Here is a 12,617-nt window from a genome sequence, read left to right on the forward strand (position 1 = left end):
TTCAGATTAACCATCTGAATTAATCCCTCCCTTTTCAACAAATGCGACTAGTCCTTTTCCAATTCCTCTACAAGTTTAGCTAGATTCATCGAATTTGAACCCTTAAGTAAAATTTGGTCATGCTGACCGAGAATTTCCTTGACCTTGGCTAAGAGCTCCTCAAACTGGTCTTCTTCCTCGTTTTTCTTAAAGAAGTAGACATGTCCAATTGGGAACATTTGACTAGCTAATTGAGATAATTCTTCGATATCTTTTCCGTAGAAAATAAGGGTGTCAATGGCATCTGGTCTCAAGCTCATAATCATATTGGTATGGAGCTGAACAGAGTCTTGACCCAATTCCTTCATATCAGCGAGGACAGCGATTTTCTTACCTGATTCATTGGCTGGAATACTTGAAAAAGTTTCCAAAATCAAGCGCATAGCTGTCGGATTGGCATTGTAAACATCTGAAAGAATGTCTGCTCCATTGGCAGCTTTTTTCCACTCTGTACGATTACGAGTCAAATTCAAATTCTCCAAGGCTGAGATGATATTGGCATCAGAAACCGCAGACAGACGACCAACATAAGCAGCTACCATGGCATTGGTTGCATTGTACTTACCAGGTACGGGCAGGGTAATTGGCTGAGCCATAAAGTTAGTCTTGAAGGTCAAAGACTCTTTAGCTTCCTGTAAATCAGTTACTTGTAGCTCTGCTTCATTTCCAAAACGAATAGTCTTAATGTTTTCAGGCAAATAAGGGTCGATAATCTCATCGTCAGGCAAAAGCAGGATACCGTGTGAATCCATCCCGTCCTGAATCTGCATCTTACCTTGGGCAATCTTGTCACGGCTACCGAAGAACTCCAAGTGAGCCTCTCCGACCAAGGTCACGACCGAAATCTGAGGTTTGGCAATCTCAGATAAAAGCTTGATATCGCCCATATGGTCCTGTCCCATCTCAAGAACAATCTTTTCAGTCTCGTCAGGCATGTGAAGAACGGTATAAGGGAGGCCGATTTCATTGTTGTAATTGCCTTGAGTCTTGTAGGTCTTGTAGGTCGTTGACAAGATATCAAAAATCATATCCTTAGTTGTCGTTTTCCCATTTGAACCCGTCACGGCGATAACATCGACTCCTGTGCGTTCTAGGTAGTAGGCCGCCAAATCTTGAAAGGCCTTGAGAGCATCATCCACCAAAAGGTAAGGCTGCTCGATAGTTAATTTTTTTTCTGAAAAAGTTGCTGCCGCACCATTAGCAAAAGCAGTCTCAATAAAATCATGCCCATCTCTGGCACCCTTCAAGGGTAAAAAAAGGTCCCCTTCTTTGATTTTTCGAGAATCAAACTCGATATCCACAAGAGGAAAATCCTCAATAGCAGACAAATCGTTCTTAGCGCCAACAACACGCGCAATTTCTAGTAATGTTAGTTTCATGATAACTCCTTATATAGCAAAAGAGAGTGGGATAGAACTCATAAATAAGATTGAGTTCACCTCCCACCCCCTGCACAAGTCAAGAGAAAAAACTACTCTTAAACTCGTCAATAAAATCAAGCTAGTCTAACAAAATGTTAAATAGACAGCTCCTTTTTACTCCTCATCTTAACAAAGAGGAGATCCTATTTTTAAATCAAATGACTCTCACGTTTATAAAACATTTCTTGAGCAAGATCAATCAACTGATCAATCAAATCAGAGTAAGCTAGTCCCATATTTTCCCAAAGGAGTGGATACATTGACCATTGGGTGAAGCCTGGCATGGTATTTAACTCGTTAAGATAGATAGAACCATCTTCTGCCAGAAAGAAGTCACAACGTGACAAACCACAACCACCGATAGCACGGAAGGCAAGCTCCGCATAGGTTCTCATTTGTGCCATCACTTGGCCATCAATTTCTGCTGGGATTGCCATTGTGATTTTGTTGTCGATGTATTTTGCCTGATAATCGTAGAAGGCAACATCCTTAACAACCTCGCCTGCTTCTGTCGTCTTAACATCACTATTTCCAAGGATACCGACCTCGATTTCACGTGCCACAACTCCTTGCTCGATGAGGATACGACTGTCGTATTTTAGAGCAAGCTCAATAGCAGAGCGCAAGCTATTAACATCCTCAACCTTAGAGATACCAACTGATGAGCCCATGTTGGCTGGCTTAACGAAGATCGGGAAATCAAGCTTATCTGTCGCTTCAAGAATAGCAGCCTCCAAGTCTTGACCTTCTAGGTAAACAGTGTAGGCAACCTGAGGAACGCCAGCAGATTCAAGAACATGCTTGGTTGTAATCTTGTCCATAGCAACACTTGATGACAGAATATTTGTTCCAACATAAGGCATTTTGAGGACTTCAAGGAAACCTTGGATAGAACCATCTTCTCCCATAGGACCATGAAGAACTGGAAAGACAACGGCATTTTCTTCATAAATATCGCTAGCTTTGATTTTTTGGTCAAGCCTAATGCTATCATTTGTCATGAGCTTTTCATCAGCTGATGGCTGGCTTGAAAACTCTTGTGTCTTGATAAAATCACCCGTTTGGCTGATAAAATAGGTTTTAACAAGGTACTTGTCATAGTTGACAGCACGCATAAGGCTTTCTGCTGAAAGCACTGAAACTTCACGCTCAGCTGAACGACCACCATAAAGTAAAACGAGGGTTTGTTTTGACATCTTTATCAATCGAGTCCTACTTTTATTAGTAGGCTCATTCCTTTCACATTCATTACTTCAAATACTATTTATTATACTATAAATAGACAGCTTTTTCAAAGTATTATAAAAGAGGAGATGAACTCCTCTTTGGTTGAAGACAAAGTCTTTTTTCTTGATACTTCCTTAAGTGATGTCGGACGCCAGCGAATTCCTGTGGAATTCCATGACTAATGTTTGAGCCTTGAGTCTCAAACATTCCGAGTGTAAGAAATACCTTTATATATATTTCTTACACTTTCATCACGGCGTAAGTATCAGGTCAATGCCTAAGGCAGTCTGATAAACTGTCTTGATGAAAGCAGTGCTTTCTCTATTCCCCACCTAAAACAGTCTGGGAGACTGTTTTGATGAAAGCTATGCTTTCTTTATTTCCAACCTAAGACAGTCTATTCCTAGACTGTCTTAGCACTCCGCTCGCATAAATCGGAAAATTTATTTCAAGTAAGCAGAGCTTTTATATCCCATTCCGTTGTAAACCATGTTTGTCTACATTCTGAGAGGAGATAAACTCCTCTTCTATAATTCGGTACGATTTTCGATTGCTCTTAGTAGGGTCACTTCATCAGCATATTCGATATCTGAGCCAACCGCTAGACCACGCGCCAAGCGAGTGACCTTGATTCCAGCTGGTTTCAGAACTCGTGAAATATACATAGAAGTCGCTTCACCATCTGCCGTCGCATTGGTTGCGATGATGACCTCATTGACTTCGGCATCCATCAAACGTGTAATCAAAGTTTTCAGATTGATATCATCTGGACTAACTCCGTTCATTGGGGAAATAAGCCCGTGCAGGACATGGTAAAGTCCATGATACTCCTGAATCTTCTCCATAGCTGAAACGTCTTTTGATTCCTCGACAACCAGAATCGTTGAACGATCACGTGTTTCATCGGTACAAATATTACAAGGATCGTCGTCTGTCAAATTGCCACAGACAGAACAATAGGTTAATTCACGCTTTGCAGCTAGAAGGTTTTTGGCAAATTCGTTGACGTCTTCATCACTCATCCCAATGGTATAGAAGGCAAGACGTGTTGCTGTCTTGATACCAATACCTGGTAGTTTTGAAAAGCTTTCAATCAATTTTGCAATAGGTGTTGGGTATAGCAAATCCTTTTCCTTTCCTAGTTATCTGTATCTGAGTCATCAGTATCTGCGGAGCTATTAGCATAAGTCGAAACATAGAGATCAATAATATCTCTGGCGATATACTGGTGAGCCTTACTGTCGTCATTGTTAGCGTGAGGATACATAACCGCAACTGCAATCGAGCGGTTAGCATCGTAGGCAACAACGTTAAGGTTGACGGTCGCAACTGTGTTACCATCACTGTCTGTAGCAAAGGTTTCGGCAGTACCTGTCTTACCGCTAATCGTTGTGTAAGTTCCTCTCATGGCAGTACCTGTCGCATATCCGCTAGAGCTGTTGACCACATTATAGAAACCTGTCTGAATCAAGTCCATCTCATCGGATGAAATGTTAACTGTATTGAGAGTCTGACTTTCAATCTTTTGACTGAGGTCACCAAGTCCACCGTCGTCGTTGTTATCATAAACACCTTCGACCAAATGAACAGACTGACGTTTTCCATCATTGGCAACCGTAGCTGCGTATTGAGCCAGCTGCATGGTTGTGTAGTTATCATACTGACCAAATGACTCAGAAATCATATTTGAGAAATTGTAATCACTTGGAAGATAGCCGTCAGATTCTGTAATATCAAGACCTGTACTTGTTCCCATACCAAATTCGGCATAGGTTGAGCGTAGTTCTTCCATAGCTTGTTTGTAGTTATCGGTTGTAACTGCGTCAGCCGTCGTGTACTCTTGCCCAGTCATCTTAAGGGCAACCTGAACCATGTAGGTATTTGATGAGTATTCTAGGGCTTGAGTAGCTGTAATAGCTGTTTTTCCTGACGTAAACCATGAACTGATACCAAGTAAGGTCTGGTCATAGAGAACTTCATTTCCAGAGAGAACCTTGTTCTCCCAACCTGATGCCAGGGTAGCCCCTTTGACAACAGATCCTGGTGTGAAGACCTGAGTAATCGTTCCAAGTGCATTGCTTTCTGTCTCAGAAGATCCTGTCTCGTGTGATAGCCCTGCCATTGCCAAGACAGAGCCAGTACTTGGATCAAGAGCAACTGCATAAATCCCTTCAGAGTAGGCAGCAATTCCTGATGAAATTTGTGCACTGTAGTAGCTCTGTAAGATACTCTCTACCTGATTTTGGAAATCAAGGTCAATGGTAAGCTTTATATTTTTCCCTTTTTCACCGACTGAGGTTGTCTTATTCTCGGTTACATTGCCGTCAGCATCAACAGTGATTTCTTGCTTAGTACGTGTTCCTTGAAGGACATCTTCATAAGATTTTTCAAGATAAGAGGTACCGACACGGTCATTGAGCGAATAACCTTTAGCAAGGTAGGTGCTAGCATCTTCTTCTGGAAGACCTGCATCTGAAGATGAGACCGTTCCAATAATCGATGATAGCCCTGTATCATTGACAGAACGATTCCAAGCTTTTGTAACTGAGATTCCAGATAATTTAGACTGGTTAGCTGTCACTAGGGCAATCTGATCATCTGTCAAATCTTCAGAATCGAGAGTCGTCGTATTAAAGACTGAAGTCGCATTCATCTGACTAAAGATGTGAACAATCTTAAGCTCATCATCTGAAAAATTGATTTGATCATCTGTAACAGCTTCGACTGCGTTACTGTAAATGGTTGATTCTGAAAGACTATTGCCATAATTATCGTATTTTTTCTTATTAGGAAGCTTTTCAACAACCTCACGATAAGTATCTGTATCAGCCAGATAGTAGTCTTTTTTCTCACGCGTCGTCACATCCGTGTCTGACAAGGTAATCATTTGTGAGAGCTTTTGAGCCAGTTCCTTAATTTCTTGACTGGTGATGGTATTGCTACGGGTAAAGGCTACCGCTTCTGTAATATTATTTTCAACTAGAGCGACACCATCGGCATCATAAATTTCCCCACGTTCAGATCCCGTTGATACGCTGTAAGTTGAACTACCACCCAACTTACTCGAATAAAACGATTTTTGGTAGAGCTGCATGTAGGCCAAACGTCCTATCAATGCAAGGAATAAGAGGATAATAATCCCAAATAACAAGTAAAATCGCTTAAACATATTAGCTCCTCCTGCTGCAGGAGAAGCTGATTTTGAATGACTTTTTTTAAACATGACTTCCTCAAATTTTGAAAAACTTTACCTACTATTCTATCACACTTTATAGGAAAACATCTTAAAAGAGAAGGGAAATTTTCTAATTTTGAATATGAAAAAAGAGCCTGAAAATCAGTACTCTCCTATCTGCTCTATAAACTTTTTTACAATAAGCTCTGCTATTTTTCCAAAGAAAGGGATAGACCGAGTCTGTCCTTTAACAAACGCCAAATCAGAAGTGCTAGGTAAAAATCAATCATCCCATGAATCAAAGAACCTAGTCCAATCAAACTTAGTAAAGACAAGACATAAGCAAGACTGCTCGTGCTAGTCACTGTAAGAAGATAGACGACAACAAACTCTGCTAAACCATGCAGTAGATTCACCAGAAGGGCAAAAATGAAACACCTTATCGGTTTTTGCAAAAGATTTGGGTATCTTTTTATCACGATAGCAGCAAGTAGGGCGAATATTAAGTGAGACAGGGCTCTCAGCACAATGACTATAGGAAAACCAGCCAATAAGAAACCAAAGGCCGTTCCGAGTCCAACTAAGATCGTGACAAATGGCGAGATGAAAATCGCTAAAAACAAGGGAACATGACTAGCCAGAGTAAAAGAGGCAGGTCCAATAACCACTTTCACTGGCATAATCAAAGGAATTAAAATACCAAAAGCCGTTAAAATAGCTGTAATTGTCAATCGTCTACTTGATGATTTTTTCATAAAAATCTCCTTATCTGAAACTCAATAGAACTAATTGACCTTATTATAAAAAATATCTTTACAGGTGTCAAGACACCTATCTATCATTATATAAAAATCCTTCACTATCTAGACGAGACCTCACTGCCTCAAAGTGTGCCTGATCTCGACAAGATAATGTATGCAAATGAACACCTTGAGTCAAGGTAGAAAGTAATTCCGCTTGTGATGATGACATCTTAGTCAAAAAGTGATCAGCATCGGACTTTTTACCGATATTCAAAGGTGCAGTCAGCATACCATATACAGGATGCTCTACCTCCACATCAACCAAAACAGCCCCCTCTTCAATGATGATAGCCAGTTCCTGAGCCGTCTCCTCTTTACTGTGTTGACAGACAATCTTCCCCAAATAGTGGGACAAGGGCAGAGCCTGCGAAAACAGATAACCTCTAGGAGTTGATAGAATATCCTGCCCATTGGCTCTGAGAAGGGCAACATCACCAACGATAATCTGACGACTGACTCCCAGAAGCTCAGCTAATTTACTAGCTGAAATCGGTTGATTACTTCCACTCAAATTTTCTAAAATCATCTGACGGCGTTGATCTGCCTTCATTTTTTTGTCCATGTTTTTTACATTCCTTTCCCAGCATTACTGTCACCATCATATCATAAATTTTGAAGCCTGGAATGATTAAAAGTGATAATAAAAAAGAAGTAGATTATAGTCTACTTCTTCTTTCATTAAAACAGCTTTGGACCTACCCTTGCTTTTAGATTTATAAGCTCAGCATTGTAAAAGTATCTAGAAGACACTTGTAGCTCTACTAGACTTGCCTCGTCTTTGCCTTTTTAAGCTCGGGATAGTAAAAGTGTCCGGGGGACACTTTTAGCTCCACTGGACTTGCCTCGCTCTCACATTTTCAAGCTCGGGATAAAACAGTCCACTGGACTGTTTTATTTACCAAGATAGTATTCGTTTGTAACGTTCAATTTTTCGTCAAATTCGAATACAAGTGGTGGGAAGTTAGGGATTTCAACGTCCATGATTTCATCGTCTGAAAGTCCTTTGATGTGTTTTACAAGGGCGCGGATTGAGTTACCGTGTGCACCAACGAAAACATTTTTACCATCTTTAAGAGCTGGAGCGATTTTATCTTCCCAGAAAGGAAGGGCACGTTCCAAAGTAACTTTCAAGTTTTCTGCATCTGGGATAACAGAATCGTCAAGTGATGCGTAACGACGGTCAGTGTGTGCTGAGTGCTCATCGTCTTTTGCCATGTTTGGAGGCAATACATCGTATGAACGACGCCAGATGTGAACTTGCTCATCACCAAATTCTTCAGCAGCTTCAGCTTTGTTTTTACCTGTCAAACCACCGTAGTGACGTTCGTTCAAGCGCCATGATTTTTCAACTGGTACCCAAAGTTGGTCTGATGCTTCAAGAGCAAGGTTAGTTGTTTTGATAGCACGTTTAAGAACTGATGTGAAAGCAAGGTCAAATTCGATACCTGCTTCTTTGATCAATTTACCAGCGTCGATAGCTTGTTGTGTTCCTTTTTCTGAAAGATCTACGTCAGCCCAACCAGTGAAGAGGTTAGCTTTGTTCCATTCTGACTCACCGTGGCGAGCAAAAACCAATTTTACCATGTGTTTTGGTACTCCTTTAAAATTTTGGACTAAGTCCATTACTCATAATATTTTACCCAAAAAGCTTAAAAAAAGCTAGTAAAATCCCTAAAATTCTAGCAAAAGCTTAATGACCACTGGTCATTTTGATGCCAATGATACCGATTAATAGCAGAGCTAGAAATACATAAGTCATAGGCGACAGCTGATCTTTCAAAAAAACAGCACCCACAATTACCGTCCCAACAGCACCAACACCTGTCCAAATAGGATAGGCTAGACTCATAGGAAGTTCCTTGAGCGCCCTTGACAAAAGAAGAAAACTCAAGATCATACCAGCAAGAGTTGCCAAACTAAAATCCAATCGTGTGAAACCATTACTCAATTTCATCGTGGTTGCCCAGAAAACCTCTAAAATCCCTGCAATTATCAAATAAATCCAAGTCATACTAACATCCTTTCAATCATCACTTAGTCTAGCATGGCACTAACAGGCTGTCAATATCAGAAAAACAACTATCATTAATAGGAATAATTATTCTATCGTTCGTTATTTACCTTATAATCATTTGATTTCACTAGTTAAAAATGATAAACTATAAGAAATGATATATTTAGGAGATGACAATGGTTTCAACAGCAACACAAATCGCAAATTTTAACTTTGACAACTGCTTGATGAACGCTGCAGGTGTTTACTGTATGACAAGAGAGGAACTTGAGCAGGTAGAAAATTCTGCTGCTGGTTCTTTCGTAACTAAGACAGGAACCCTTGAAGCACGCGCAGGTAATCCAGAACCACGCTATGTTGATACAGAACTTGGCTCAATCAATTCAATGGGGCTTCCAAACAATGGTTTTGAATACTATCTGGATTACGTGATTGAACTTCAAAATCAAGCTGATAGCAAAAATCACTTCCTCTCTTTGGTCGGTCTGTCACCTGCTGAAACCCACATCATCCTAAAAAAAGTTCAAGAATCTGACTATCAAGGACTGGTTGAGCTCAATCTCTCATGTCCAAACGTTCCTGGAAAACCTCAAATCGCCTATGATTTTGAGACGACTACTGAGATTCTGACAGAAGTTTTCAGCTACTTTACCAAACCACTCGGTGTCAAGTTGCCACCTTACTTTGATATTGTGCATTTTGACCAAGCGGCAGCCGTCTTCAACCAATTTCCACTTGCCTTTGTCAACTGCGTTAACTCAATCGGTAACGGACTCGTTATCAATGACGAGACTGTTGTTATCAAACCAAAGAACGGTTTTGGCGGACTAGGTGGTGACTACATTAAACCAACAGCACTTGCCAATGTTCACGCTTTCTACCAACGTCTTAATCCATCTATTCAAATCATTGGAACTGGCGGGGTTAAGTCAGGGCGCGACGCCTTTGAACATATCCTCTGCGGAGCAAGTATGGTACAAATCGGCACTGCTCTACAACAAGAAGGACCAGCAATCTTCCAACGTGTTACTGACGAATTGAAAGCAATCATGACTGAGAAAGGTTATGAAAGCCTTGAAGATTTCCGTGGAAAACTAAACTATATCGACTAAATACAAAATAAGGTTAGGACTTAGATCCTAACCTTATTTTTCTTGATAAAGAGCCGATTTATCTTATTAGATCAGTTTATCTTCCTGTTTCTGATCATACTCTTCATTCATTTTATCGATGTCTTCTTGACTACGATTCTTAGCAGCTTCTAGCTCGGCTTCTGTCGGCTTCATGGCTTTTGATAGGGCAAAAATACCAACTAGCTTGAAAAGCGTAAAAGCCAGAAGAAGTAAGATAATCATTTGTAATAAACTCAAAACAATCTCCTAGTGGTAGTAACGATGATCTTGACAATCTGGGCAAACCCCATAAATCAAGACCTGCGTCTTTGTAATTTGGTAACCAGACTGCTGCTCTGCTTCTTCCTTAAGATCAGCAATAGGGACAACAGTAATATCAGTGATCTTACCACATTTTTCACAGACTACATGAGGATGGTTAGAGTCCATGAAATCAAAGTATGAGGTATTATCGTTGGTTAACTTTATCTCTGCTACAAAGCCTTCTTTGACCAAGACTTTGAGGTTGTTATAGACCGTTGCCAGACTCATGTTAGGGTACATTGGCAACAAATCTTTATAAATCTGTTCAGCACTAGGGTGATGATGAGCATTGATCATATAAGCAATAATCGCCTTACGCGTCTCCGTAATACGAATATGCTTCTCTTTCAAGTGTAGCAAAACATGATTATAGGTATTTTGCATACCCTCTTGTATCTCTAAAGACCACTCCACACAGCATCCCTCCTTCTTATGGTACTACTTCTATTATACACTATTTTGTCAAATAAGAAAAACAATTCAAGGAATCAAATTTTTCAATTCTTGAGAAAGCTCATATTTAATGGAAAAGTATTAATCTTTGCCCCAAAAATGCCCCAAAACACAATAAAAAGCCTATTGCACAGCGTAGAAACGTTGATACAATAGGCTTTCTTTGTTTTTAATCCTCGTCTTAACGAGGGATAAAATAGTCTATTCCCAGACTATTTTATTTAACTGCGTCTTTAAGAGCTTTACCAGCTTTGAATGCTGGAACTTTTGATGCAGCGATTGAAATTTCTTCACCAGTTTGTGGGTTACGACCTTTACGAGCTGCGCGTTCGCGAACTTCAAAGTTACCAAAACCGATAAGTTGAACTTTTTCACCTTCTGCAAGGAATGCTTCGATTGCTTCGAAAACAGCGTCAACTGCTGCTGCAGAATCTTTCTTAGTAAGTTCAGTTGCTTCAGCAACTTTTGCAATCAAATCTTGTTTGTTAGCCATGTTAACAAATCCTCCATTTTATTAGATAATACAAGCGATATCGCTTTGTTAATACAGTCTCTATCATATCTAAATTTTAACCTTTGGTCAAGTATTAGACATTAGTTTGACCTATTTTTTCTTGTATATTATGAATTTTATAAGGTTATCTTTCAGGTCAATCTGGTTCGCCTTGAAGTAAATTCCAGATGACTGTTCCAAGTCTTGAATGTTAAGTTCAATAGTCGCCTTTTTACTATCAAGACTGACAATATCTGGCAGGTCATAACTTGATGCGATATACTGTAAGACCTGACTCTTAGGCAGACCTAAACTACCGACAGACACTGACGTCACCTCTAGTTTAATAGCTCCGCTTTTTAAAACAGAAGGCTCCATATAAAGGTAAAGAGGGATATCATATCCCAAGAGATTGTAGGTTCCCTGAAAAATCAGCTCCGTTGATGTAGCCGTTAATTGGTAGGTCATCTTATCTGTTTGGTAAGATTCCAAGTAACTGGCTAGGGTCTGATTTAGGTTTTCTCTAGTTAGTGTTACTGTTCCTACTTCTATACTGTTCTCATTCTGACTCGTTATTACTTGCTGAGTCTTTTGAGGCGTTAGGATTCGACTAGCTATAACGGCTGTCAGAGCAATATTGAAAGATAGGAGTAGAATAAAGGCCCATTTCCAGAGATTTTTACCACTCAGCTTTTGTTTCATTGATTTTCTCCATCACTTGATTAGCTATGATTTGATAGCCTGTATTATTAGGATGAAAGTGATCCTCCTGATAAAGAACAGCATTATCCTCAGTGTCGGATGAAGAGCTGCTGTCAGAAGTCAGATCATCCTGTCCATCCATACCATCGTAAAGTGCCTGATCTATGCTGACAAAGTAAACCTTATCATACTCTTGGCTGACCTCTTGACTTGCCTGATTCCACTTATCAATAATCGTTTGAAGCTCTGCTATTTCCGAAAAAGCCTGATGAAAGGGATTGTAAATGCCGACAAGATAAATAGGTAAATCTGGATTGTCGATCCTTGCTAGTTCTATAATCTGACGCAGACGATCTTGATAGGCCTCAGCAGGTTTCGTAAAGCTATCAACAGACAAATCTGCAATATTTTTCTTGATAACCGCCAGTAAATCATTGCCTCCTACTGTCAGCGTCATGAACTGGGCTGACTTGAGCCAGCTCTCAAGTTCTTCATCGGTTTGCATACGCTTCAAAATCTGCTTGCTGGTATTGCCAGAGACACCTGCATTATGGGAAGTAACCAGGTAGTTGCCATCTTCTTCTAAAAGACTAGATAGCAAAGGGACAAAGCCTCCGCTCTGGCTGGAATCTCCCACACCTTCCGTAAGAGAATCTCCAAGAGCCAGATAGTTTAGCTCTTGTGCTGCCTGAGATTGTTCTGTCGACTGACTACTTTTAGGAGTGCTCTTTGGAATCAAGAAGGATATAATCAGAATAAAAAAACATACTAAGATTAGTAGTGAGGAAATCTCCGACGGGAGAGAGTACTCACTACTTTTTCTTTATGCTAAAGTAGAGGTGTCTTGTTAAGTC

General features: G+C 40.2%; 14 protein-coding genes. 1 reads left to right on the top strand and 13 read right to left on the bottom strand.

Translation table 11 applies throughout. The features are described 5' to 3' along the window. Positions 1–47: 47 nt before the first annotated feature. The 8 genes from JOC28_RS07310 to JOC28_RS07345 all read right to left on the bottom strand — a co-directional run bounded on the left by JOC28_RS07310 (position 48) and on the right by JOC28_RS07345 (position 8,676). A complete protein-coding gene (locus tag JOC28_RS07310; RefSeq protein WP_205010043.1) occupies positions 48–1,418 on the bottom strand; it encodes a UDP-N-acetylmuramoyl-tripeptide--D-alanyl-D-alanine ligase in 1,371 nt (456 codons plus the stop codon). 191 nt (positions 1,419–1,609) lie between these two features. Continuing rightward, the gene (locus JOC28_RS07315; RefSeq protein WP_205010044.1) at positions 1,610–2,656 is read right to left on the bottom strand and encodes a D-alanine--D-alanine ligase; all 1,047 of its coding nucleotides are present in this window, start codon (positions 2,654–2,656) and stop codon (positions 1,610–1,612) included. A 558-nt stretch (positions 2,657–3,214) separates the two neighbouring features. Beyond that, on the bottom strand, positions 3,215–3,811 hold the full coding sequence (recR, locus tag JOC28_RS07320) for a recombination mediator RecR (RefSeq protein ID WP_205010045.1): 597 nt from the start codon (positions 3,809–3,811) through the stop codon (positions 3,215–3,217). Between the two features lie 14 nt (positions 3,812–3,825). After that, positions 3,826–5,910 (bottom strand): penicillin-binding protein PBP2B, encoded by a 2,085-nt coding sequence (gene pbp2b / locus JOC28_RS07325; protein WP_205010046.1) that lies wholly within the window; start codon positions 5,908–5,910, stop codon positions 3,826–3,828. Positions 5,911–6,071: 161 nt separating this feature from the next. Continuing rightward, positions 6,072–6,617, bottom strand: coding sequence for a hypothetical protein (locus JOC28_RS07330; protein WP_205010047.1), 546 nt, complete (start codon positions 6,615–6,617; stop codon positions 6,072–6,074). A 76-nt stretch (positions 6,618–6,693) separates the two neighbouring features. Then, on the bottom strand, positions 6,694–7,227 hold the full coding sequence (locus JOC28_RS07335; RefSeq protein WP_239548916.1) for a 3H domain-containing protein: 534 nt from the start codon (positions 7,225–7,227) through the stop codon (positions 6,694–6,696). 329 nt (positions 7,228–7,556) lie between these two features. Next, positions 7,557–8,249: a phosphoglycerate mutase gene (locus tag JOC28_RS07340; protein WP_205010048.1), complete on the bottom strand. Its 693-nt coding sequence runs from the start codon at positions 8,247–8,249 to the stop codon at positions 7,557–7,559. Positions 8,250–8,355: 106 nt separating this feature from the next. Then, positions 8,356–8,676: a DMT family transporter gene (locus JOC28_RS07345; RefSeq protein ID WP_205010049.1), complete on the bottom strand. Its 321-nt coding sequence runs from the start codon at positions 8,674–8,676 to the stop codon at positions 8,356–8,358. A gap of 179 nt (positions 8,677–8,855) precedes the next feature. On the opposite strand from JOC28_RS07345, the gene JOC28_RS07350 reads away from it, so the two are divergent. Beyond that, positions 8,856–9,791, top strand: coding sequence for a dihydroorotate oxidase (locus JOC28_RS07350; RefSeq protein ID WP_205010050.1), 936 nt, complete (start codon positions 8,856–8,858; stop codon positions 9,789–9,791). Positions 9,792–9,857: 66 nt separating this feature from the next. Here the strand turns inward: JOC28_RS07350 and JOC28_RS07355 are convergent, their stop codons facing one another. The 5 genes from JOC28_RS07355 to JOC28_RS07375 all read right to left on the bottom strand — a co-directional run bounded on the left by JOC28_RS07355 (position 9,858) and on the right by JOC28_RS07375 (position 12,553). Further along, positions 9,858–10,049 carry a hypothetical protein gene (locus tag JOC28_RS07355; RefSeq protein WP_205010051.1) on the bottom strand — a complete coding sequence of 64 codons (192 nt, stop codon included), beginning with the start codon at positions 10,047–10,049 and terminating at the stop codon, positions 9,858–9,860. Positions 10,050–10,058: 9 nt separating this feature from the next. Then, complete coding sequence (locus JOC28_RS07360) at positions 10,059–10,499, bottom strand: Fur family transcriptional regulator (RefSeq protein WP_205010056.1); 441 nt, start codon at positions 10,497–10,499, stop codon at positions 10,059–10,061. A gap of 286 nt (positions 10,500–10,785) precedes the next feature. Beyond that, positions 10,786–11,061 carry an HU family DNA-binding protein gene (locus tag JOC28_RS07365; RefSeq protein ID WP_205010052.1) on the bottom strand — a complete coding sequence of 92 codons (276 nt, stop codon included), beginning with the start codon at positions 11,059–11,061 and terminating at the stop codon, positions 10,786–10,788. 111 nt (positions 11,062–11,172) lie between these two features. After that, the gene (locus JOC28_RS07370) at positions 11,173–11,763 is read right to left on the bottom strand and encodes a YpmS family protein (RefSeq protein ID WP_205010053.1); all 591 of its coding nucleotides are present in this window, start codon (positions 11,761–11,763) and stop codon (positions 11,173–11,175) included. Next, on the bottom strand, positions 11,741–12,553 hold the full coding sequence (locus tag JOC28_RS07375; RefSeq protein WP_205010057.1) for a DUF459 domain-containing protein: 813 nt from the start codon (positions 12,551–12,553) through the stop codon (positions 11,741–11,743). Before JOC28_RS07375 ends, JOC28_RS07370 begins: the two co-directional genes overlap by 23 nt. Between the last annotated feature and the right edge of the window lie 64 nt (positions 12,554–12,617).

This window comes from Streptococcus loxodontisalivarius, assembly GCF_016908645.1.
GTDB lineage: Bacteria > Bacillota > Bacilli > Lactobacillales > Streptococcaceae > Streptococcus > Streptococcus loxodontisalivarius.